At 66.0% G+C, this 22,405-nt stretch carries 22 protein-coding genes; 7 read left to right on the forward strand and 15 right to left on the reverse strand.

Going from position 1 to position 22,405, the window contains the following annotated elements:
• Positions 1-89: 89 nt before the first annotated feature.
• Both AB0J08_RS27920 and AB0J08_RS27925 read right to left on the reverse strand, forming a co-directional pair.
• Entirely contained in the window at positions 90-338 is a 249-nt protein-coding gene (locus AB0J08_RS27920; RefSeq protein ID WP_360640074.1) for a Txe/YoeB family addiction module toxin, read from the reverse strand.
• Entirely contained in the window at positions 335-616 is a 282-nt protein-coding gene (locus AB0J08_RS27925; protein ID WP_360640077.1) for a type II toxin-antitoxin system prevent-host-death family antitoxin, read from the reverse strand. The genes AB0J08_RS27920 and AB0J08_RS27925 overlap by 4 nt, the downstream gene beginning before the upstream one ends.
• A 409-nt stretch (positions 617-1,025) precedes the next feature.
• Between AB0J08_RS27925 and AB0J08_RS27930 the strand changes: the two genes are divergently transcribed.
• The 3 genes from AB0J08_RS27930 to AB0J08_RS27940 are packed head-to-tail and all read left to right on the forward strand — an operon-like array spanning position 1,026 to position 2,571.
• The gene (locus AB0J08_RS27930) at positions 1,026-1,412 is read left to right on the forward strand and encodes a CPCC family cysteine-rich protein (RefSeq protein ID WP_360640080.1); all 387 of its coding nucleotides are present in this window, start codon (positions 1,026-1,028) and stop codon (positions 1,410-1,412) included.
• Entirely contained in the window at positions 1,409-2,203 is a 795-nt protein-coding gene (locus AB0J08_RS27935; RefSeq protein WP_360640083.1) for a HEAT repeat domain-containing protein, read from the forward strand. The genes AB0J08_RS27930 and AB0J08_RS27935 overlap by 4 nt, the downstream gene beginning before the upstream one ends.
• Entirely contained in the window at positions 2,161-2,571 is a 411-nt protein-coding gene (locus AB0J08_RS27940) for a DUF6000 family protein (protein ID WP_360640086.1), read from the forward strand. The genes AB0J08_RS27935 and AB0J08_RS27940 overlap by 43 nt, the downstream gene beginning before the upstream one ends.
• Positions 2,572-2,596: 25 nt before the next feature.
• On the opposite strand, the gene AB0J08_RS27945 is transcribed toward AB0J08_RS27940, so the two are convergent.
• From AB0J08_RS27945 to AB0J08_RS27965, 5 genes are all read right to left on the reverse strand, one after another.
• On the reverse strand, positions 2,597-4,342 hold the full coding sequence (locus AB0J08_RS27945) for an ABC-three component system protein (protein ID WP_360640089.1): 1,746 nt from the start codon (positions 4,340-4,342) through the stop codon (positions 2,597-2,599).
• Positions 4,320-4,586, reverse strand: coding sequence for an ABC-three component system middle component 6 (locus tag AB0J08_RS27950; protein ID WP_360640092.1), 267 nt, complete (start codon positions 4,584-4,586; stop codon positions 4,320-4,322). Before AB0J08_RS27950 ends, AB0J08_RS27945 begins: the two co-directional genes overlap by 23 nt.
• Positions 4,583-5,527, reverse strand: a complete 945-nt coding sequence (locus AB0J08_RS27955; protein ID WP_360640095.1) for an ABC-three component system protein — start codon at positions 5,525-5,527, stop codon at positions 4,583-4,585. The genes AB0J08_RS27950 and AB0J08_RS27955 overlap by 4 nt, the downstream gene beginning before the upstream one ends.
• A gap of 258 nt (positions 5,528-5,785) precedes the next feature.
• The gene (locus AB0J08_RS27960; RefSeq protein WP_360640098.1) at positions 5,786-6,472 is read right to left on the reverse strand and encodes a hypothetical protein; all 687 of its coding nucleotides are present in this window, start codon (positions 6,470-6,472) and stop codon (positions 5,786-5,788) included.
• On the reverse strand, positions 6,469-10,566 hold the full coding sequence (locus tag AB0J08_RS27965) for a CHAT domain-containing protein (protein ID WP_360640101.1): 4,098 nt from the start codon (positions 10,564-10,566) through the stop codon (positions 6,469-6,471). The genes AB0J08_RS27960 and AB0J08_RS27965 overlap by 4 nt, the downstream gene beginning before the upstream one ends.
• A 670-nt stretch (positions 10,567-11,236) precedes the next feature.
• Between AB0J08_RS27965 and AB0J08_RS27970 the strand changes: the two genes are divergently transcribed.
• Both AB0J08_RS27970 and AB0J08_RS27975 read left to right on the forward strand, forming a co-directional pair.
• Positions 11,237-12,286, forward strand: coding sequence for a ParA family protein (locus AB0J08_RS27970; protein ID WP_360640104.1), 1,050 nt, complete (start codon positions 11,237-11,239; stop codon positions 12,284-12,286).
• Positions 12,287-12,292: 6 nt separating this feature from the next.
• Positions 12,293-12,892, forward strand: coding sequence for a HEPN domain-containing protein (locus tag AB0J08_RS27975; protein WP_360640107.1), 600 nt, complete (start codon positions 12,293-12,295; stop codon positions 12,890-12,892).
• A 127-nt stretch (positions 12,893-13,019) separates the two neighbouring features.
• Here AB0J08_RS27975 and AB0J08_RS27980 read toward each other — a convergent pair whose 3' ends face one another.
• Genes AB0J08_RS27980 through AB0J08_RS28005 form a run of 6 tightly spaced genes read right to left on the reverse strand, consistent with a single transcriptional unit; the run spans position 13,020 to position 17,763 of the window.
• A complete protein-coding gene (locus AB0J08_RS27980) occupies positions 13,020-14,156 on the reverse strand; it encodes a hypothetical protein (protein ID WP_360640110.1) in 1,137 nt (378 codons plus the stop codon).
• 9 nt (positions 14,157-14,165) lie between these two features.
• Positions 14,166-14,840, reverse strand: coding sequence for a histidine phosphatase family protein (locus AB0J08_RS27985; RefSeq protein WP_360640113.1), 675 nt, complete (start codon positions 14,838-14,840; stop codon positions 14,166-14,168).
• Between the two features lie 10 nt (positions 14,841-14,850).
• Positions 14,851-15,846: a nucleotidyltransferase domain-containing protein gene (locus AB0J08_RS27990; protein WP_360640116.1), complete on the reverse strand. Its 996-nt coding sequence runs from the start codon at positions 15,844-15,846 to the stop codon at positions 14,851-14,853.
• A gap of 34 nt (positions 15,847-15,880) precedes the next feature.
• The gene (locus tag AB0J08_RS27995) at positions 15,881-16,783 is read right to left on the reverse strand and encodes a phosphotransferase (protein ID WP_360640119.1); all 903 of its coding nucleotides are present in this window, start codon (positions 16,781-16,783) and stop codon (positions 15,881-15,883) included.
• Entirely contained in the window at positions 16,784-17,488 is a 705-nt protein-coding gene (locus tag AB0J08_RS28000; RefSeq protein ID WP_360640121.1) for an ATP-binding protein, read from the reverse strand.
• The gene (locus AB0J08_RS28005; RefSeq protein ID WP_360640124.1) at positions 17,485-17,763 is read right to left on the reverse strand and encodes a hypothetical protein; all 279 of its coding nucleotides are present in this window, start codon (positions 17,761-17,763) and stop codon (positions 17,485-17,487) included. The genes AB0J08_RS28000 and AB0J08_RS28005 overlap by 4 nt, the downstream gene beginning before the upstream one ends.
• Positions 17,764-18,015: 252 nt before the next feature.
• Between AB0J08_RS28005 and AB0J08_RS28010 the strand changes: the two genes are divergently transcribed.
• Positions 18,016-19,290: a helix-turn-helix transcriptional regulator gene (locus AB0J08_RS28010; RefSeq protein ID WP_360640127.1), complete on the forward strand. Its 1,275-nt coding sequence runs from the start codon at positions 18,016-18,018 to the stop codon at positions 19,288-19,290.
• Positions 19,287-19,838 carry a flavoprotein gene (locus tag AB0J08_RS28015; RefSeq protein WP_360640130.1) on the forward strand — a complete coding sequence of 184 codons (552 nt, stop codon included), beginning with the start codon at positions 19,287-19,289 and terminating at the stop codon, positions 19,836-19,838. Before AB0J08_RS28010 ends, AB0J08_RS28015 begins: the two co-directional genes overlap by 4 nt.
• Positions 19,839-19,926: 88 nt before the next feature.
• Here the strand turns inward: AB0J08_RS28015 and AB0J08_RS28020 are convergent, their stop codons facing one another.
• Together AB0J08_RS28020 and AB0J08_RS28025 are read right to left on the reverse strand one after the other, a co-directional pair.
• Positions 19,927-21,660 (reverse strand): relaxase/mobilization nuclease domain-containing protein, encoded by a 1,734-nt coding sequence (locus AB0J08_RS28020; protein ID WP_360640133.1) that lies wholly within the window; start codon positions 21,658-21,660, stop codon positions 19,927-19,929.
• Between the two features lie 5 nt (positions 21,661-21,665).
• Entirely contained in the window at positions 21,666-22,232 is a 567-nt protein-coding gene (locus AB0J08_RS28025; RefSeq protein ID WP_360640136.1) for a MobC family plasmid mobilization relaxosome protein, read from the reverse strand.
• Positions 22,233-22,405: the final 173 nt, after the last annotated feature.

A 22,405-nucleotide genomic window follows, 5' to 3' on the forward strand; every position in this document is an offset into this window, starting at 1 on the left:
CCGCCGCCCTGCGCGTACCTCATGCCCCAGGGCTACCGGATCCACAGCCCCACCGTCAGGCGAACAGCCCCGACATCACCCAATCAAGTTCAGTAGCGGGCCGCCAGGATGATGATTTCCCGGTCAGTGACCAGGTAGACGAGGCGATGCTCGTCATCGATCCGCCGCGACCAGGCCCCTGGCAGGTGGTACTTCAGCGGCTCGGGCTTGCCGATCCCGGTGAACGGATCGCGCAGGACGTCCTCGATGAGCTTGTTGATCCTCGTGAGCGTCTTGCGATCGTTCTTAAGCCAGGACGTGTAGTCCTCCCAGCCCTGTTCTTCGAAGACGAGCCTCACTCGACACCCCGCCCGGCATCAGCCGAGTCGGGGTCGATGAGCGTGCGCTCGGAGAGCCCTATGCCGTTCAGCGCATTGTCGTACGCCTTCAGTAGGCGGCGCGCATTCACCGGCGAACGCAAGAGATAGGAGCCCTCGCGCAAGGAGGCGTAATCCTCGGCGGAGACGAGCACGGCATTTCCGTGCTTGGACACGATCTCGATGGCGTCATGATCCTCGTTGACCTTCTTGATCAACGGGAAGAGATCCCTGCGGGCCTCGCTCGCGGTGATGGACATGGCGCATACCCCCTTCGGCGAGTAGTACCGAATAACGTACCACTCAAGCGAGGGCTTCCGGGCGGATCAGCGGCCGATACGGACTCCCGCGAGTCCCACGTCAGCACGGGAATGAGGAGAGGGTCGGACTCCATGGATGGAGTCCGACCCTCTCCGACCTGCACGCTTGCCCAAAACAAGGGACATGCAGTGGCGAGCTGATCACACGTTGAAGCGGAATGTCTGCCCTCCGATCCTGACCTGCGGCGGAGCCGCATACAGCGCCCTGACCAGGCATTTCTCCGTTGGCGTGCGTTGGGGCCCGACGGTCGCTTACAGGTGTCCTGCGGACTGTCTGCGGACTGGCCGGGTACGCCGAAGCGGCGGAAATCCGTGGCACACCGACCGGCCCGTCGACGAGACTACGCAGGTGAGCCACCACTACCCCTGTCCCTGCTGCGGGCACCTCGTGCTCGACGAGATGCCTGGCTCGTACGAGATCTGCCCCGTCTGCTTCTGGGAAGACGACGGGGTCCAGTTCCGGTGGCCGACCATGGCCGGAGGGGCGAACAAAACCCCCCTGATCGAGGCCCAGCGCAACTACCGGGACTTCGGTGCCTGCGACCAGCGCAGCCGGAAGCAGGTACGTCCGCCGACGGCAAACGAGCCGCTCGATCCGGCCTGGCGTCCCATCGACCCGACGCGCGATTTCTTCGAGGACTGGGAAGCCGAGGAACGCGCCGCATGGCCGGCCGACCGCTCGGTGCTCTGCTGGTGGCTGCCGACCTTCTGGCGCCTGGACCACTCGGCATCATGACGTCCAACATCGAGGCACTCGTCCAGCAGTTGGACGGAGAGGCCGGCGCATCGTACGACGCCCGCGCGGAGCTGATCTGGGTCGGCCGCGCCGCCATCCCCGCAATCATCGACGGGCTGCCCGCCCTCGGCAGCTTCGGCCAGTTGACCGCCATCGAGGTCTTCGAAGAGGTCGCGGACCCTCAGTGCGGCCCGGCCCTGATCGGCCTGCTGGACAGCGAGAACCCCACCGTCCGTGAATGGGCAGCGATGGCCCTGGCCAACCTGGAGATCGACGGCGCCGTCGAACCCTTGCGCCGCGCCTACCGCGCTTGCCTGGAACGGGCGACCCCGCCGGACTGGTCCGAGCCCGTCGGCATCCGCTGGGCCCTGACCGATCTCGGCGCCCGCACCCCCGTCATACCCCCGCTCACCGCCCGCCTCCGCGCCGCTGCCGGCGCAGGCAGCCCCGGCTGGCCCACAGCCCACTTCGCAGAGATCATCAACGACCTCGCCGACCACGACCAGCTGATCCTCTACTCCCAGTTCTGGACCTGGGCGGGCGAGCAGACGTACGGGATCTCGGGCCCCGGCCTGGACTGGCAGCTCGACTGGACCGCGCCCTGGGAGGACCTGGTCGAGGAGGCCCGCGCGTGGTCCCTACTGGAGGCCACTGAAGCGCCCATCGGCGAGAACGTCTTCGTCTCACCCACGTGGATCGACCGCACGGACCTCCACCCTGAGCCCAGACACGCAAGAGAGGTGACGACATGCCGTTCCAGCACCCGGAGGAGCTCGGCTACGCCCACGTGATCAAGCGCTACGTGACGAGGAAGGACTCGGACCACCCGCGCTACCCCGAACTGAACGGCTCCCGCTTCCTGCGACCCGGGTGGCCACACGCCAAACGCTTTGGCCGACACCTGATCGACGACGCGGCCACGATCACCGACGCCGAGCTGGAAGCTCTTCTCGCCTACGAGTGGCGCGCACGCCTCACGGCCGCCTGGCTGATCGGCATCGGGCGGCGCGACGCATTCCGCCAGCGCATCGGCGGCCTGCTCCTGGACAGCGAGGTCTGCTACTCCGGCATGGGCTTTCGGTACCGGACCAAGGTTCTGCAGACTGGAAAAGGTTCCCTTGGAGCCGAGCGCCGCTCCAGCTGTCGCGATCAACCCTGACTCGCTATCACGCGGCAGCCGCGGGTCAGAACCGGAAGCCGAATAAGCCACCATTCTCATACGCGTCGGTCAGTCGCGGCTCTCGAAGATAAGGCCCGGCTTCGAAGCCCCGCAGCTGGGCCTTAGCCAGATCGTCCGAGTTCAGCGTGACGATGTATTGGAGTCCTTCGGCGTCTGCAACTTCGGCCGCTAGATTTAGTGCAGCCGTGAGCTGGCGGTCGTCTACTCCATCAAAGAGATGACTGTCGTGTACCAGGAAATCAGGTCCACGCCTGTGTCGCTTGGCGAGGACTGCAAGCATCAGGTCGAAGCAGAAGATCACCATATTGCCGATGCCGCGACTCTCGTCGCTGTCGATTCGCGGAATAACCGTCAGACTGTTCGACGCTGCGTCGATCGCAAGATATCCGCGGCGTCGATCTTGACCGTAAAGCCGCTGGGCATACTCAGCAAACAGGAGTGTGGCCTCGGCAGTCTGGAGCTGGCGGTCCTCGAGATCGACAGCCATTTCCTGCTGCAGTCGAGCGCGTTCTGCGGCAATCTTCCTGGAACTGCTTTCGAGGGCTTGCGCTGAAGCATAGCGACTTCGGAGAGCCTCAAGGGCGGCCATTTCTCGAGCGAGAATCTGCTGCAGGCCGGTGAGGGCCTGCAATGCTCCACCTTCCTGCAAGGTGCGGAGCACTTCAGTCAACTCTTCGCCGAGGGCAGCCCTCTCTTGCTTGCGCTGGGCAAGACGGCCGCGAAGCTCCGTAATCTCATCTTCCAGGTAGCGACGGCGATTACGGACGATTGAAGCATGGAAATTCTCTACTTGGTCGAACCGCTTCCTGACCTGCTCGCCTAGGAGAATTCCCAACTCCTCGTACACAGGCTCCAGATAGGCGACCTCGGTGTCAGCTGTCTCATTGACGGCGCGCTCGAGCTCGTCGAGGTTGCGAACATCGATGACGTCCTGTTCGCCCAAGCGCTTGATGAGACGGTCGATCTCGTCAGCGCGTGCTCTGTGTTCTTCGTAGGCGGGGACGATCTGGAAGTCGCCAATCCGCTCAGTCAGGCGTGCGACTTCAGCCTCTGCCAGGACAATCTGCCCACGCAAATCTGCTGTGCTGCCCACGATCTGGCCCCACGCAGGATCGTTAACCGCTTTCCGCAGCTGGCGTCGGGTGGCTTCCTTCGCCGCGAGGATTCGGTACTCAGATGCCAGTCGTGAGTCCAGACCAAGGAGGTACGCGAGGTTGGTAGTAGCGTCGGGTTCGCTTTGCTGACGATGCGTTCTGACGGCTTCGTTAAAGCCATGAGCGGAGACTCTGCGCATTAGAAATGACAACAATGTGCGTCCGCTGACGCCGGGGTGGGGCCCACGAAGTCCAAAGAGGTCCCGCTCGATCAGCTCCTGCCACTCGGAAAGGTGAACCGCTCCCTGACCCGGAACTGGCAGCCTCCCCGAGGCGGCTACTGAAATGTCTGGGTCCAGGTTCACGACAGTGGGTCGAGCCCCTTGGCGCTTCACAGTTAGGCCGTCAGGGCAATGAGGCCAGTCCAGTTCCAGAGAGAACATGATATTGCGCAACGCTGGCCGCGTAGCCAAGTGCTTGGACGCTTGCGCACCCAAAAGGAAGTGCAGGATCTCGACCAAGCTCGACTTACCGCTGCTGTTGCGACTGTCTGTGAGCGTAGAGTCTGCGGTGGTGTCCGCTACGACAAGGTTCAGCCCGGGAGAAAAGGTGACTGTCCTGAATCGTGCATCGTCAGCCGACAGTCGTCGCAGCATGGGCCCTCCCCCGCACGATCAGGTCTTGTTCCATGCGGACGGTACCAAGGGCGTAGAGAACGTCCAGGGCGAGAACGAACCAGCCGAAGGACAGGGGCGACCGGTGATCATGGGCTTCGCGCCACGACCTCAGCCGAGCCCACGCCTGGCTGACGGTGAGCGGTTCATCCAGTTGCAGCAGGATCTGCGCGCCCACAGCCAGCAGAGCTCGGTCCGGCGCGATGCCCTTGGTCGGTGTGATCACGCGGAGCCCCCTGCCATGGTGCTGGAGACCCAGCCCGCCGGCGGGGCCTCGAAGATGTCGCAGCGCTCAAAGAAGTGTGCCAGCACCACCCAGGCCGCTGACAACTGCCGGGGCAGCGGCATGCCGTTACCAAGGATGAACTCGAGGAGTTCGAGCAGAATCACCTCAGGGTCGGAGGTTTGAGCCCTGAACTCGCCGTAGTAGGCCTTGAAACGTGCCGCAACCTCGTCGTGCTCGGCGATCTGCGAGATGCCCCCGTAGTACAGGTCGACAAGATGGCTGGAGCGCAGCCCCCGGACCAGGTACTCCAAGAGCTCCCCGTCGATACCGTTGTAGTGCAGCTTCTGCTCGCTTACCTCAGCGAGACTGATCATCGCGTTGGCAGGGACTCGATGCTGCTTGAGATGCTCCAGCAGCGGCGTCAGGTCTTCCAACCCGATGCCGTACACCAGATCCGTGATCGGTATCTCGCAACCGAGCAGGGTCTCCGCACTCACCAGGTCCAATCGAACAAACCTCTGCCAAAGTCCAACCGGATCTAGGACCTCAAATTTCAACGTGGGGTGGGTCTTGGCTGCAGTGGTCAGCAGGGTGGCCACCTCGGGGTGAACGGCACCTCTGGCGTCGTTCAACACGAAGACGAAGGTTGTGAACTGGCCTTTGCGCTTCTCCAATGCCTTCGCAAGGTCGGAACGGAACTTCGTACGGATGTCTGCTACAGAGCCTGTCTGAGAGGAGTAGCAAGCGTAAATTTTGCCATCATGCAGAGTGAAGCCGTCGGAGCCCTGGTCACCGATGTTGCCATGGGTTCGAACAGCCACGAAGTCGGGCGACACCGCACGCATGAGCGCATGGAAGAAGTCCTCAAAGCTCTCGCCGTGGACCTCGGACAGCTTCTCTTTGAAGAGCACATGCGCGTAGGCCCGCTGCACGAACTTCACCTGGCACCCCCTAGATCCATGCCGTGGGCAACGTTCCCACGAAAGCGCTGCTGCCGACAAGGACGGAGAGATCGATAGGCTGCCGCGGGGCGCCCTTAGGCCGCCGGGCTGCAGGCCGGGGCCCCTCAAGGGAACCGCTGATGCCCGCTCCCACCGGGTCCGCGGTGGCTGGCCGACGGATTCTATCCGAGGGCTGCGGCTCGCTCGTCCGAGCCGACGGCAACTGCGGACCGCGAGCAGAACCTCCGGTAGCCACCATCACCGGAGATCGATTGTCCGTAGCGCCGGGGGCAGGTCCGCGCGATAAGGAAGCAGGCCGAGGCGTCGCTGCTTGACAGTGGCCGCCACCGAGACATGTGCCCGGACGGGCGAGCCAGAAGGAGTCTTGACGACGATGCTCAGTGTCTCGTCTCCGATCAAGGGGACAGCGCTCGTGGCGCGAAACCTCCACTCAGGGTCGCTGTCGCGCTCGCCCATGCCCACCAGGAACAGCTGCTCTCTCTGCTGGTCGGGAGTGATGTCCAAGCTGGACTCGACGATAGCGAGTTTGGCGGTCAGCGTGATCCGCCCCATCCGACCTGCGGGGGCAAGACGCTTCTTGGGCGCGATGGACCACGCGATTGGCTGCCGGTCGCTTGGTTCGTCAGGTGCCTCCAGCCGGATACCCACACCGGCGTCGACGAACGGGTCGTCGTTGTCGGCGGGCCGGAAGGCGCAGACCAGGCTGAGAAGCAGATAGTCGCTGTGCGCCGATTCCGACTCCAGGAAGTCGCGCCAGCCTTCATCCCCTGCGGCAGCCTCCTCAGCGCTGAGTCGACGCACTACGGCCGCGCCCAAGGACACCCGCCCCCGCAGGCGAGCCGATGGCGCCGGCGCGTTCAGCCGAGGGACGGGCAGCAGGTCGATGTCCTGCAGGCTGACTACATCGCTGTCGAGGTGGTTCACTGCACTGCTCCTTGAGTCGTATGGGCGGTACGCCAGTCGCCGATGAAACAGAATGAACCCCAATCCCGGTATGCAGGATGCTTGTTGCGCGTATGGCGCTGAGCGGTCCGGAAGGCGGCACGCAGGTCGGAGCCACTCGAGAGCTGTTCATAGAGCTTGCCGAAGAAGTCGGTGGCCACGTCCGGATGGACCGGCCACAGGCATCCGATGACGGCCGACGCGCCGGCTGCAAGGAACGCGGCTGGTAGACCGCGCAGGTTGTCGTTCGCATCGAACCGGCCCAGCGCCGACTCGCATGAACTCATGGTGACGAGCTCAACGCCGCGCAGGTCGGCCCGGAGGATGTCGTGTGCGAATACCCTGCCGTCGTTGTCAGGGTCGGGTGCCAGGAACAGGCACTGATACCAGGGGGCCCACTCGTTGTGTGCGCCGTGCGCCGCCACGTGTACATAGCGGGCATGGTCGAGTTCGCGGAGAAAGCGACGAGGCGTGGCAGCACCTCCCAGCACGGCTTTGCCATCCATAGCGCCCGCGACCGCCGCCGCATGGCGCTCCAGGGCCTCCTCAGCGATCAGTCCGTGCTCGGCTCCTCCGGCTGCCGATCCGAACGCGACCATGTCTCGGCCTGCCACGTGCGGTGTCCCCTTGGCCCCGGTCGATCGGAGCGAGCCCAGGCTCGGGATCTGGGTGACCGTCCAGTCGTCCGCGATGAGTCCCTCTTCGGTGGGCAGCAGCGGGAAGGGCACGAAGTGCAGTGGTCCGTTCGGCCAGATGCACAGGTGGCGTTTCCCTTGGGCGTGCCAGCGGCCCAGTAGCTTCGTGAAGCCCGCCAGACAGTGAGCAGCGGCACCCTCGAGTTCGGCTTCCGCCTCGCGACTCACCATACGGTGCAGGGGGTCAGCGGTGACGGCTTGGCGGAGTAGGGCGATGGGGCCGGCTGACGGATGCATCAGAAGCGTGTGCCCGCCACGGGTGAGACGGAGCAGTCCGCCATCAACGTCCTTCAGCACCATGCTCCGCAGGCTCACCTCTTCGCGAGTCACCGCCAGGCCCAGCATTCCGCTGTGGACATCTTCCTGGCTCGCACTCTGAAGATGCCCGAGGAAGAGCGACAGGAGCACGGTGTCCTCGGGCAACAGCGCCTGCACCTCATCCAGCCCCAAGAGGTCATTGCGCGAGAAGTTCCGAGTCAGGTGGAGTTCTTGGCTGATCCGACGGTCGGCGGCTCGCTGCAGGTTGCGCTGCCACGCGTCGAGGTCGCTCTCGGGCTCGGCCTCACCGGAGCCGACGTAGTAGAGCATGATGGCCTCGGCGCCGAACGGATCTTCAGCATCCGGTGGTTGGGAGGCACTGGTCCTGATCCTGTCGAGCAGCCCTGCGAGTCCACTCGACGGAACGAACGGACCCAGACGCTCTGTGGCGATCGTGAAGTCCATCCCTTTGGCTGCCTGGTGGAGAAGGAACGCGGCGCCGGCATCGACGCTGGTACCGGCATACAGGGTGTAGCCGAGGGACTGGTAGAGGTCTCGGAGCTTCCAGCCGATCCCCTCCTCTGTGCTCGCCCGCAGCGAAGTCGATCCCTGGACCAACGCGTTGGCAGCCCGACTCGCTGCCGGACCATCACACCGCTGCACGCAGCGCAGTCCGGCGTCGAAGGTATCGAGCGCCAGATCGTCCTGTGCGCAGATCACATACTGGGCGCCGGCCATGGCGAAGTACTCGGCAGCCGCCTCCCAGTCCTGTCCGCTCTCGGCGCGTACGGCCAGGTCGTACGCCAGGCGGGCGTACAGGTAGGCCGATGCCTCGATGTGCTCGTCGAACCACTCCGTGGCCGTTCGAGCGGCCTCCGTGATCAGCCTGCGGCCCAGGTCCTGTTCGTCGTCCTCGCCGGAGTGGGCGGCGAGGTGGACGAGGGTCGCCGCGCGCTCGGCCGGCTGCCACGCCTCGGCTTCCATCACTGCCCGCAGCTGCACCTCGACCGCCCGGGTGCCTTCCGGAGGGGGACAGTCGAGCCGGTTCTCGCAGAGGAGGTGCACCTCGCTGCCCCATCGCAGCCTGAGCTGAGCAGGTTGCCGGAGCCGGAGCCCCGTACGGTCAGCCTCGTCGAGGAGTTCGGCCTCCAGGTCACGGCGTCCGGCGGCTGCCGCGAGGGTCAGTGCTTCAGCGAAGAGACTCGCGGCCTCCTGCTCCCCGTGCTGGTCCCGAACCTCATCAAGCGGTACCGGGAGCAGGCCGTCGAGCTCGCCCGGCAACGCCAGTTCGCCGACCATGAACAGGACTCTCAGCAGATACAGGTAGCCGAGCGGATCACGCAGCGAATCCAGCGCCTCGATCGCCTCTCGAGCCGCAACCGTGATCTCCCGATCGTGCGACTCCCCTGTCAACCCGGCCAGCAACGAGAGAGCTTCGGCGAGAGCCTTGAGGGCACGACCACGCTGATGGCCCTCGGAGAGCCCAGCCGCCTCTCTCAGCCGGACGACCGCCTCCTCCACTGCAGTTCGTGGGTCCGGCATCGCGGAGCCCTCCCGATCAGCGGCATGAGCGGCCCGCTGCCGAGCCTCACGGTCGAGCCAGAGCTGCTGGGCTGCTGCGAACGACAGGTCCGCCAGTTCCCCGGTGTACGGAGTTACGCACAGCAGCCCGTCAGCGAACAGGGTCTCCGCGAGTTCCGTCGCGTCCTCGGCGGCATCGCTGCGCCGCAGTGCGTCGATCTGCCGGCCGACCACCTCGCGTGCACGGTCCAACAGTGCACCGTCCGGCAGCTCGACCAGGGCCAGCCGGGCGGCCTCGACATAGGCGTCGGCCACCGGCCACCAGGGGGTGTGCCGGTCCGGCCCCCACCGCCGATGCGCGGCCTCCAGGGCGAGAGTGAGCAGCGTGACCGCGCGGCGGGGCGAGCCCGAGCGGACCAGGTCCAACGCGGTGGCCACGACCGCGTGCACAGCGAGTTCCGACAGCTCGAACGACGGCTCACCGACCTGCCGCAGCGCCTCATCCTCGGCGACCACTCGCTGGGCCACCTCCCCACCGAGGTCGATCAGTGCGCGCGCCTGCACCCTGACCTCGGGCCGCAGCGGCGCCTGGGCTGCCTTCTCGTCGGTGTCCTCGCCGCTGTCGTAGACAGCCGCCCTGGCGCGGCTCAGCCGGAGGGACCTCTCCAGGAGGAGACCAGTCGCCTTCGCCAGGTTGGCAAGCTCCCGCCTCCGGCCGTTTTCCAGGTCAATGTCGGCCGCCCTCCGCAACCAGACAACTGCCTCTCCCAGCAGGGCGACGGCATCGGCCGGTTCGCGGTCCGCCAACTCCGCCTGACGTCCGAACACCACCCCGATGCCAGCCATCGCCCCCGCCTGCTCAGCCGACCCCGACACGGCCTTCTCCAGCGCTCGACGGAACGAAGTCGCCGCGACGGCCAGATCCCCAGGGAATGCGGAGACCTCGAACCGGCAGGCCTGGGCACCACCGAGCGTCAACAGACGTTGGGCGGTGCGCAAAGCGGATGGCCCAGGCAGTGCCGCCACCCGGCTTAACAGGTCGACGGCGCGGTCCGCATCGGCTTCCCGCGCGATGGGAGACCGGTCCATCGACGTCGCCCGATGCTGGTGCGCCAGACCCAGCAACGTGTCCTGGTAGGCGCCGTCTCCGCTGCGGGGCAGAGCTTTCAGGAGCTCGACGGCCTGATCAAGGACACGCCAGTCCAGGTGCTCCTCGAAGTCCAGCACCAAGTCCGCCGCACGCTCGAGCGGATCGGCCCACGGATCGTGACCGGTATCCTGCACCAGCCTGGGCCAAAGCTCACGGGGAACTCGTCGGCGATCCGCAAGGAACAGCAAACCGAAGACATGGATCGCCGTTTCGTACTCCCCCGAAGCAAGCTCGCTCTCGCCTAGAGCAACTGCCCGGGCCCAATAGAACGCGGCCACTCTGTACAGAGCGTCGGTGTCGACCGTGCGAGTCTCCTCCGTCCCCTCAGCAACGAGGCCAAGGAGCCGCATGGCCGCCTCATGCCCTGCCGCATCGAGCAGCGCGTCCGTCATCGTGTGATGAACGAACTCGGCCAGCCGAGCGTCCAAGTCCTCCATCAGTGCGTCCCGCATGACTCCCCCGTGACGTTCGGCCCCACCATCCTGCCACTGCTGGCCGCATCCCTGACTGCATCTCAGTACGGCTGCTCACGCAGGTGCTACCAAAAGACAGCACCCCCGGGGCGATGAACGATTCGGGGTGCTGCGCTGCGGTTCAGGGGGCAGTGTGACCGCCGCAAAACAGGTGTACCGCCGGTACTCGAGCGCTGAACCTACGGACTAAAAGATCAAGCCGGAACCTGATCCGACCGGTTGCGATCGGTTACTCAGTGTCATTTCTGCAGTCTGGCAGGTCGCCTGATGGTGCCGGTTCCAGCTTCGGGGCAGCGCTGACGTGCAGTCCGCTCATGCAGGTCGACTCCCGACTCGGTGCCTCAGCCCGGCCACCATGGCCTTCGCTGAGGCGCGGATGACAGCCCACTACCTGCGCCCGGTCGGCCCAACCGCACCCAGGCGCAGACCCTGCCCAAGGAAGGAACACACGGGCCGGCCAAGCGGAAGCCGACCTAAATCGTCGTCATGGCTCCTCCCGGACAGGCGAGCGGATACCGTGATCGCCAGAGGTCTGGCAGTCCACACGCTAGGTGATTGGCCATCAGCTCCGGCCGCCACCTAGCCTGTCGATGAACGAACCTGCTAGTCCAGCCACCTGCTCCAGCATCCCCTACCCTGGGAATAATAAATGCAGAAGATCGCACTGTTCAACCATAAGGGCGGCGTCAGCAAGACAACATCCGCCTTCAATCTTGGATGGATGCTGGCCGAACAGGGCAAGAATGTCCTAATGGTGGACTCAGACCCACAATGCAACCTCACTGGCATGGTGCTCGGCTTCCGCGGCGCAAATGATCTGGAGCAATTCTACGAGACCCAGGGGGGGAATACCCTCCGATCGGGAGTCACCCCCGCTTTTGAGGCTCAGCCGCGCTCGATTCAAGCGGTTGAGCCAGTCCCTGTGAATGGTCGCCCTGGCCTTCACCTACTGGCGGGCGACCTGCGACTCGCCGAGTACGAGGTAACACTTGGGATCGCTCAAGAGCTCTCGGCAGCAATCCAGGCTCTCCAGAACCTGCCCGGAAGTCTCAACTTCCTCATTGATGAGACTGCAAGGTCGATCGGAGCTGACTACGTTCTGATTGACATGAGCCCAGGGCTCGGAGCTATCAATCAGAACCTCGTCACTATCAGCGACTATCTCCTTCTCCCAACCTCACCAGACATCTTCTCCGTTATGGCGATCGACTCACTCGCCAGAATTCTCCCCCGCTGGCAGGCCTGGGCGACCCAAGCCAGCAAGATGCCCGTTCTTCGCGATGCCGCATACCCATTCCCAGAGCCAAACCTCAAAGTACTGGGAACGGTAATTCAGAAGTTCCGTCCCAGGAAGGGCGGTCCCACCAAGGCATTTCAGCAATGGATCAACCAAATTAACAGTGCCGTAGAGAATCACCTCCACCCGGCCCTGGAGGGTGCGGATTTGCTTCTCGATCCGGCAGTCTACGCCGCATCCGGTGTCACCAAGTCGTTGAACCTGGCTATGATTGCGGACTTCAACAGCCTCATTTCTCGCTCGCAAGAACATTCAACCCCCGTATTCTCCCTCACCGAGGAACAGCTCAGCGCGGTCGGAGACGTGCTGGATAACTTTGTCGCTTCCCGGGACTCCTTCCACGCAGACTTCAGCAATCTCGCCACTCGCATCGACAAGCTGATCCAAGACTCGCAGGCGTGATATTCAATGCCAGCCGCAGAGATCTCACTCTTCAAGCAGAACACCTCCTACGCTAGAGACCTAATTGCCACGGCCGCTGCCCTGCGAGCTACAGTGACAGCGGCGATCAGCACAGATGATTTGCTGCGATCCGCACTAGTTCAAGGAGTCAGCGCGTTCGACCATTTTGTCCATGAAGAAGTGCGCGCGAGGATGATTGAAACCCAACTTGGCAATCACCGGAAAGCCAAGGGGTATGACAGGTTTCGCGTAAGCCTTTCATCCGTCAACTCTGCACTAAGCAATGGCGGAGCCTCCTGGCTGGAGGAGGAGATCAGGGAACAGCATGGATACTTGAGCTTTCAGCAGCCAGATAAAGTCGCAGACGCTTTTCGGTATGTGACAGACGCCTCGCTCTGGGCGGACGTTTCAGCTCACATGGGCAAGAAGCCGGAGGATGTCAAGCGCCAGCTAAAGCTAATCATCGACAGGCGAAACAAAATCGCACATGAGGCCGATACCGATCCAACCCCTCCTCGCTCGCGTTATCCGATTAGCGACGCCATGGTCCGCGATAGTCTCGATTTCCTTGAGCACGTAGTAGATGCGATTTATTCGGTTACGTAGATTTACTAACCGGAGTGAACTTGGTCGCGCCTCAATGCGTAGTTACTCACTCCTTCCTGGCGCGACGTCCAGGAGGGTGCACTCCCGACCAGCTTCCATGCCCAGGGTGGTGGGCGGCAGGTCCGTGTCAGCTCTCCGGAGTGCGGTCGGGGCCCAGTGCTTTCCGTGTGGCCATCACGGTGGCCAGCTCCGGCTTGTTCATGATCCAGCCGGCGTCACCACTCGCAACAGCGTGCCGAATGGCGTTGATGATGGCTTCGTCGGCCTCGGCGGGCTGGACCATGTGTGCCCGCATGTAGTGCTTGAAGAGCGCGGGAAGCTGCTGCGGTCGAGTCGCGGTCTTCTCCTTCAGGGAGATAAGAGGGAGGAACCACGTCTCGAACGCTGTCTTCGTCCCGGGGCTCGCCTTGTAAGCCTCATACACCGTTCGGAGGTCCGCTGTGTGGTCATAGGGGAGATGTCCGTGCAGGGCATATTGCAGCCGAGTGCCGAGGTGCTCTCGGAAGTGCTGTCCGTGGGCTGCGACGTGGTTGGCCGCGTTCTGGGTGATGGTCATCACGACTGTGTCCACCTGATGCCTTCGTGCTGCAGCAAGGACGGTGGCGTGGATGCCGACCCGTGGGTCGAGGACGAGGCCGGCGAGCCCGAGCGGTGAGAGATCGATGCCGTGGTCGCGGGTTCGGCTGAGAATCAGGCGCTGGGTGACGTTGCTGGCGGTGTTCTGTAAGTGCTTGGGCTGCTGACGGTAGATGGCGTGGATGTCCGAGCGGTCGAGGACTGGGCGGTCCTTCGCGAGCTCGGCGACGAGGTGCAGGCCGGTGCGGGGTTGAGTCTCGGTGCTGCCGCAGGCGTTGCAAGGGTGAGAGCCACCGCCGGTCATGTGGCCGCAGGCCCCGCACGTGGGGACGGTCTCGCGGCTCACCACGAGGGCGCCAGCTCGCAGGTTGCTCTCGATCATTTCCAGGGCCAGGCTGGCCACTTCGGCGTCAGCGTCGGTCAAGGTGCCGGCTACCGGTGACTGCCCAGGCGGGTACTTGGCTGCTATGAGGTCGGCCTCGAACGCCTCGCGGGCCTGCGTCCCGTCCGCCTGGCGGTGCCGCAGGTCTCCTGCGAGGGTCACCGTGTTCCACAGGTGGGGCACAGGTGGTGCGCCGATGATGGCGTTCAGGGCTGCGGCGAGTCGGATGCCGACGGCCTTGCCCGGCTTGGTCTCGAAGGTGAAGGGCCCGTTCTGGACGGGTCCGTTGAGGAACAGGTGTCGCACAGGCTCCTCCTAGATCGGCGGGATGGTCGTTCCCGTCCGGACGAACCGGCCGTCTCGCAGGTCGTAGTGGAGGATCGCTGCGTTGCGCATCTTGCCCTTCCTCTCGTCCGCAAGGATCTCGGGGAGGGCGCGGTCTTCGAGCAAGGAGCGGAGTGCGACAGCGGCGGTCTGGTGAGTGAAGGCGACGACCGTGCAGGGCGTCTGGAGTTCGGAGTGAGCCAGGGCGGCGAACTCGGCAGCCCGTTTGCTCACGGCTTCGGCGAGGGACTCGCCACCGCCAGGCGCGGTCCAGATGTGCTTGCGCTGTCGGCGGTCCTCGGCCAGGTCGGGGTAGGTGTCGAACAGCTCGCGTTTGGTCATGTAGGTGGCGTCCCCGTAGTGCTGTTCGTCAAGGAGCGCCGTCTGCTGGGGCCACCCGTCCGGGAGTTCGGGGAGGGCGATCAGCGCGGTGTCGATCGCCCTCCGGTAGGTCGAGGTGTAGACGTGCGGCTCGTGATTCATGAGGCCCGGGAGCACCTCGGCGAGCCACTGGGCTTGCCGGAAGCCGCGCGGGGTCAGGCCGACGATGCTGCGGGAGATGCTGTGGGCGGCGATCCCGCTGTAGGGACGCGGGTCCTGGTAGAAGCCGCTGTACTTGTCGGCGTTCTCGACGGACTCGGCGTGACGGACGATGAGCAACATCATGGGCACGCTCCTATCCGGCCAGGTTGGCGACGTAGGAGCCGCTGACGGTCCATGGCGTGAGCTCGATGCCGAAGCCGCTGCGCTCGCCGTCCTGGGTGTGGACGAGCTTGCCGGACAGGTGCACGGTGTCTCCGGTACGGAACGCGCCGGTGTAGGCGCCGAGATACGAGCGCATGTGGGTGATCCTGCGGGCGAAGGAGTCGGGCTCGTCGATGGTCGAGCTGAGGATGGTCTTGACCTTGATCCCGTAGACCGCCGGGGTGGTCAGGCCCTCGGTGTGATCGGTGATCTTTGCGAGGAGCGAGACCTCGCCAATCTCCTTGGAGGTCACCCGGGAGAAGGTCTTGTCGCGGTCGGAGCGGATGGGCTCGCAGTTGATGTGCGCGCCGGCGTTGGCGGTCAGCCCCTGGAGCTTGCGCCTCTCCTGCTTGATGAGCGCGTCGAACGAGCTGCCCTCCATGTACTTCGCCCGCCGGATGTAGAGCCGTGTCAGGTCGTCCCCGTCGTACGGCCTGATCAGGTCGGGCTGCTTGAACAGCTCCTGTGCGGCCTCGTAGCCCTCCGGGCCGTAGCAGACGAGGTCGATGTCCGAACGCTCGTTGAAGCAGCCAACGAGGAAGGACCCGGTGACCCCGATGAGGCCCTGCGCGCCGTTCGATGCGACCCACTCGGTGATCGCTAAGAGGTCCTTGCCCGCAGGGTTGTCGGCCACGGCACCCGGCTCCTCGTGGATGGCCACAAGCGCCTGGCGGCAGGAGTAGTGGACCGCGATGTCGTCGCGCGGGATGCCGGTGATGACGCAGCCGAGGGTGTCGGAGTAGACGTAGCACTCCGGCCTGCCCGCCAGGATGCCGAAGGACTTCGACACCACGCTGTTCTGCCGGTAGGTCTGGCCGAATAGTCGGCGGTCGCCCTTGTCGTCGGGGTGGTACTTGACGTATCCGAGGTAGTGGCTGCCGGGGTGGCTGTCGCCGATGACCTTGAAGACGACGCCGTGATGGTCCATCAGGTAGTCGCGGTCCCGAACGGCGGGAACGGGCCTACCGGTGCTCAGCAGTGAACCGTTCCAGAGTGGGGAAGGTGTCGGTGTCGATCGTGTTGGACGACTCATACTGATCAAGTCCCATCGTGAAGAGGGTGCGGCGGTACTGCCACTTGATGTGCTTGTCGTGCCGTGCGGGGTCGGTGGGCCGCATGAGGGCGAGGAAGAAGAAGCACTTGACGAGCAGGAAGTCGCCCAGGTGCTCGCTCACCCGCTGCCCGATCAGGGAGGCGGTGGTCTCGTCGAGCGCGGCGACATAGGCGGCGCGCTGTTCGGGGCTGATGCTGTAGCCCTTGCCTCCTCCCTTGAAGGCGACGATGTCGAGCGCGGGGTAGACGTCGTAGCCGAGTGGGATGGGGCCGTGGTGTTGCCAGTCGATGACGCCGGCCGCCAGGACGTTGGGCAGGCCGAAGTCGAGGTGCCCGTGAACCGTGGGCAGCAGTGCCATCCGGTCGAGGGCTCGCTTGACCGTGCCGTGGACTCGCGGGGTGTCGAAGTCCGGGTTCTCATCGAAGACGTCCTTGGCGAAGGCGGCCTTCTCGAACCAGGGCGAGGCGGGCAGAGGGTGCCTGGCCTGGGCTTGCATGAGCTTGGCCGAGACGGCTGCCGCCGTGCTGATCACCTGGTAGCTGACCTGTCCGTCGCGTAGAGCGTCAGCCAGGGCCTCCTCGTGCAGCGAGGCGCTGCCGAGGGATCGCTCGATGACGTAGTAGCTCCCGTTCTCCGACCCACTGTCGACGATCTCCGGGACCGGGTAGCCGAGGCCGGCGGCGAGTCGCTGAAACTCAGTCTCCTCGCGCAGGTCGTCGCCACCGGTCCGCTTGTAGAGCAGGCCGTCTGTCGACTTCCACACCGCGCCTTGCGTGGCGGTTCTGTCCTTCACGAAGTCCCAGTCGCTCATTCATCCATCCTTCCGTAGGCCCGAGTTCAGGTGGAGCATGCGCGGCTGAACCCAGCGGGTTATGCGAGGGTGAGGCCAGCCGCTCCCGGGGGAAAGAGCGGCCGGCCCCGTCACCGCCCGGCCTGTGTGCCTGGACCAGTACGGGCGGAGTAGGTGGGCGCGCGGGGCTCGGTGTTCAGAGAACCACTGATACGCGCGGGGTCGGGTGGGTCGATGGGGGCGCGGCCTGGGGCGATCGGCACGGACCATGCTGGCGATCAGGGCGGCTCGGCGCTCCGAGCGAGGGAGCTCGGGCACCACGACGGCTGGGACGGCCAGCTCGGCCCAGACCTTCTTCCCATGGGTGGTCGGCTCGGCACCCCAGCTCTCCGACAGGCTTTCGATCATCAGCATGCCTCGGCCGCAGGTCAGTTCGCTGTTGCCGAAGTTCGCGGCCCCGGTCGGCATCCTGCGCGACGGGTCGTAGACCTCGATCACGACCCGGTCGCCATCCGGGGAGAGATAGACCCCCGCCAGCAGCCGTCCGGGGGCGTGGATGACCGCGTTGGCAAGCAGCTCGCCGGCAACCAGGGCGATGTCGTCCAGGCCGTCCCCGGTGATTCCCCACGATCGGGCGATGCCGACGACGGCTTCCCGGGCTGGTGGGATGTCTTCCCGCCTGGTGCCGTTGAAGGCGATGCGCCGCGCGAGGGAGGGTGCGGTCATCGGTCACCGTCGCATGCCTGGACCGCGTCGGCGACGGTGTTGCACGGCCAGACGCCGCAGCCGTGACTGCACTGGCCGTCGGCAAACCGGTGACGGCCCAGTACCTCCCGGGCGTTGGCGCTGGCAGCGGCGAGGCGCTCACGGCGCTCGGTGGCACGGCTTGGGAAGGCCGCCACTCCGCTGATCATCTGCTCGCCGACCGGTACGAGGGGAAGGGCCACGGCGTCCCGCTGGTGCGCGGTGTTGTCTCTCTGCACGTCCGAGCGGAAGGCCATCGGCGCTTCTCCTTTGCCACTGGGTAGAGCCGCGCTCGCCGGAGACCACGGATGGGCCTCGGGCGTGCGGGGGTCGGGAACCGCGAGCTCCAGGGGTGGGTGAGCTGCTGACACCAAGACAACTCCATGGCAGAGCCGAGTGGTTAGGTAACACGTCGGGTGCGCATGATCCATGCAGATCGTGCATACCGAGTTGTCCTGGTGCGGCTACGCTCGGCCCACCAGGCAGGATCAGCATTGGCAGGAGAAGCCATGTCGCCGACGGCCAAGGGACACTCCGCAGCGGGCGGGATCGGAGAAGTGATCCGCCGCGCACGAGTGTTGAGCGGCCGGACGCAAGAGGATGTGGCCACCGAACTGGGCTACCACCAGTCGAAGATCAGCCGGCTTGAGCGCGGCACGGGGACGCAGGACATGGACGTTCTGCGGGCTGTCGCAGCCGTGCTCGACATCCCACTGGGGAGCCTCGGCCTGTCCTCCCATACCAGTGCGGACAGCAGGGCGGACGACATGCACCGTCGGAACTTCTTGGCCGCGAGTGTCGTCGCGCTCGCGGCCCCAGCAGCCCCGCCCAGCGTGGGCATGGAGCTTGTGCAGGCACTCCTGCCTGGACCGGTTCCGGCCAGCGCTCCCCCACAGTCCCAACCCGCGCTCACCGCTCGACTCTCCCAGGCCCGCAGGCTCTTCTACGCCTGCCGGTACGCCGAGCTGGAAGAAGCTCTGCCGTCGCTGATCGCCGACCTACGCCAGGCCCAGGACGCTGTCCACGGCGGCAACCCCGCGCTGGCTGGTCTGCTCGCGACGGCCTACCAGACCGCGGTGAGCCTGCTCCTCAAGCTGGGTGACCACGGCAACGCCTGGCTCGCGGTCGGCCGGGCGATGGCCGAGGCCGAACGGAGCGGCGATCCCGTCGTCATGGCCTCCAGCGTCCGTGTCCAGGCCCACGTGCTCGCCCGAGACCGGCACACCAAACCGGCCGTCACCCTCATCCGCCACACTGCCGACCAACTCGCCGGCAGCTACGATCAGCGGTCTCCCGCCTACCTCGCAGCGCTCGGCCTCATGCTTCTTCGTGGAGTGACGGCCGCGAGCGCGGGCGGCGATCGTGCCACAACCGCAGAGTTCCTCACCGAAGCCCAGGAGGTCGCGCGCTACGTCGAGCTCGACGCCCCGGACGCCTGGGCGAACTTCAGCCCGACCAACGTCGCGCTGCATTCGGTGAGCGCGTCCGTCATCCTCGGCGATGCGGGGGCGGCACTCGATGCCGCTCAGCCCCTGATGCGCCGTCGCATCCCCGTTCCTGAACGCCGGGCGGCACTCTGGGTGGAGGCTGCACGGGCATACAGCCAACAGGGCAGACTGGCCGAGGGATACAAAGCGCTGAGGATCGCGGAGAGCTGTGCGTCGGAGGATATCCGCCGACGCCCTGCCGTGCTGGAGCTGGCCGGCGACATGGCCGCCCGCGACCGGCGCGGTGCTATCCCTGAGCTTCGCCGTTTCTGCCAAGAGTTGGGAGTCCAGGTTTGACCGATCAGCGCGAGCCGTTTCTCTACGTCGTCGTCTGCGCTTCAGGCGTCGCGGACGATGTGGGCACGCTCATCACCGCCGCTCACGACGAAGGCTGGAAAGTCGGCGTGGTGGCCACCCCCAGCGCGCTCGGCTTCATAGACCAGGAAGCCATCGAGACGCAGACCGGGTACCCCATCCGTTCGGCCTGGCGCACGCCCAGCGTCCCGCAGCCGCTGCCGTCGGCCGACGCCATCGCGGTCGCACCCGCCACGTTCAACACCATCAACAAGTGGGCCGCCGGTATCTCGGACACGCTCGCGCTCGGCATCCTCTGCGAGGCGTACGGACTCGGCATCCCCGTGGCCGTCCAGCCGTACGTCAACTCCGCCCAGGCGGCCCACCCCGCGTACGACGAGAGCCTGGCCCGACTCCGTTCGATGGGCGTCCTGATCGGCGACTACGTGCCCCACAAGCCCAAGGCGGGTGGAGGCCGCGACCACTACAGCTGGACCCACGTCCTCGACCTGCTCCGCCCAGTCGTGAAACCAGACTCGGGACGGGATTAGCCCAGCGGCAGGTAGGCAAGAAGGCGAACGGTGGTCCGGCACCACAAGGCTCTTGGTGCCGGACCACCGTCATATGCGTCACGCCTCGTTAGCGGCGATGCTGCTGGCGGCGGTCGACAGCGGGAGCCGCGAGCGGGACCGTGGGCTGGTCGCCTCGCCGCTGTTGGACGGGGAGTGATGCCGTAGCCGGGGATCGCCTGCGGGCCGCTTCGGCTATCGGGTTGGGTGCGGGGTGGTAGCTGGTGTGCTGGATGCGGCTGATGAGGACCTTGGCGGGCAGGTGGGCGGTGGCCAGTTCGCGTCGCGCGGCGGCCTCGGCGAGGAGTTGGTGGGGCTGATGGCCGCCCGCCTCGGCATCAGCAAGGACGGTGGCCAGGGCTGGCCAGTTGGGGTCGGCGAGAATCCGCTCGGCGTGCTCGGGGACAGCCGCGCGGACATCGTGAGCGAGGGTGTTGCTGGTCTCCTCCTTGGGCTGGCGGCGGCTGAGGGCGGCGAACTGCGGTGCGGCTGCCTGGTCGTAGGCGATCTGCAGGTGCCGGACGGCCTGGCTGGCGGCTTCGGCCTGCTGCTGGTGGCCTCGGGCCTGATGCCAGCGTCCGGCGAGGATCGCGGCCCAGACGAGTGTGGCGAGTAGGACGGCGAGGGTGCTGCCGTCGGGTCCGTCTCCGGCGCGCACGATGTCGCGGGCCGCGTGACGAAGCCCGGCTGCGGCCTGGTGCTCGGCGCGGACCTGAGAGCGCTGGGCGCGCGCGAACACGCGAGTGGCGGCTCGAAGTTCGCCGCGCAGATCGGCGGGTGCAGCCTGGGCGGTGGCCTCGATCAGTTCGCCGAGCGCGGCGATCTGGGCTTGGGCGCGGGAGCCGTCACCGCTCTCGCCGTCAGCCAGGTGGTCGTAGACGGTGTCGAGGGCGTCGGTGGCGCGCTGCCACGTGGTGCTGGGTCGGTTGCGGCGCGCGGTCGGGTGCTCGGTCGGCTGCCCGTCTTCGAGGAGGGCTTGGAGCTTGGGCAGGGAGAGGTCGGGGGAGATCTTCCCGCCGGGGAGGTAGATCTGCCTGCCGTTCTTGTCGAGGTCGCCGGGGCGGCCGACGGAGTAGCCCTGGAGGTCGCCGGACGGCAGGCGGCGGATCTTCACCTCGACACCGTCCGCCTGGAGGTAGGCAAGGAACTGCTCGGCGTTGGCTGCGTGGGGGATGGCGGCGCGGATGCGCTCCTGCAGCCACTGCCTGCTGGTCTGTTCCCAGCCGAGGCGCTGGGCTTTGTGCATCTCGGCCTGGGTGGGCCGCTTGTCGGCGGTGCCGTCGCCGGTGCCGAGCTGGCGCAGGCCGTAGTCCTTCTCGATCTCGCGGCACTCGGCCCCGGCGCGTCGGCCGCTGTTGTTGAGCTTGGGGCGGCGGCCGTCCTCTCGGACAGTGGTGGCGAGGATGTGGATGTGGTCGTCGGCGTGGCGTACGGCGATCCAGCGGCAGGCCAGTTCGTCGCCTTCGGGGGCGATGCCGGTGGCGTGGACGATGCGTCGGGCGATGTCGGCCCACTCAGCATCGGAGAGTTCGCGGTCCTCGGGTGCGGCGCGTACGGGGCAGTGCCAGACATGGCCGGTGATCTTCTGGCCGGCCTCGCTGTTACGCAGGCGCACTGGCTCGTCGAGGTGGCGGGCGAGCTGGGTGAGCGTGATTAGCGGGTCGCGGCTGGGGTCGGGCATGCCCAGCATGGCGAAGCTGGCGACGATGTGCGGGTCGTGGTGTTCGTCGTGGCGGCCGGGCCCGTAGAGGTAGGCGAGCAGTCCGCGGGTGTTGGATCCGGGGTCCTTGATCGGCGCGATCACGGTGTTCAGGCCTCCTCGACGTTGGCGGGTGGACGCAGGGCCTCGGCGATCTGGGTCAGCAGGGTGTGCAGCTCGTCGATCTTCTGGCGGCTGTCGGCAGGCGGCTGGTACCCGCCGTTGAGGGCGCGGGCGATCTGGTTGATGTTGTGGCCGATGCCGTTGAGGGCGCGCAGGACCTGGACGCGGAAGACGTGGGTGTGACGGCGCTCCTCCGCCAGCGGCAGGTCAATGAAGAACTGGCCGTCGATGAAGGCCAGGACGACATCGGCGGCGAACCCGGACTCACCCCAGTAGTCGTTGGCGGCCGTGGCCACCTGCAGCCGGATGCGCTCCTCGGGTGTGAACCGCAGCGGACCGACGCGCTCGGTGCGCTTGTCACCGGTGAAGCGGCGGATCGCCGGCTGGACGCTCTGCACGGGGGCCACACTGTCGTCGGCGTCGGTGCTCGCTGCGGCGGTGCGGGTGGCGGCGAGGATCTCTTGCTGGACGGCGAGGAGTTTGTCCGGGTCGCGGTCGCCCACGACCTCGACCTCCTGGCCCGGCGCGCCCTCGCGCTGGGCCTCCTCCGCCACCCCTGGGGCGGAGGATCCCCGAGTCCGGCCGCGAGTCGGACTCGGGGGACTACTGGCTCCGCCAGGTGCTGCTTTTCCGAGCGCCCGCCGCAAAAGGCCCTTCACTGTATGGGACTTCGTGGGCTCGTCGGGGCCTTCGTCGGCGTTGTGCTGGTCATGTGTCACGGCTTGGC

Source organism: Kitasatospora sp. NPDC050463, from assembly GCF_040655255.1.
In the GTDB taxonomy this organism is placed as follows: Bacteria; Actinomycetota; Actinomycetes; order Streptomycetales; family Streptomycetaceae; genus Kitasatospora.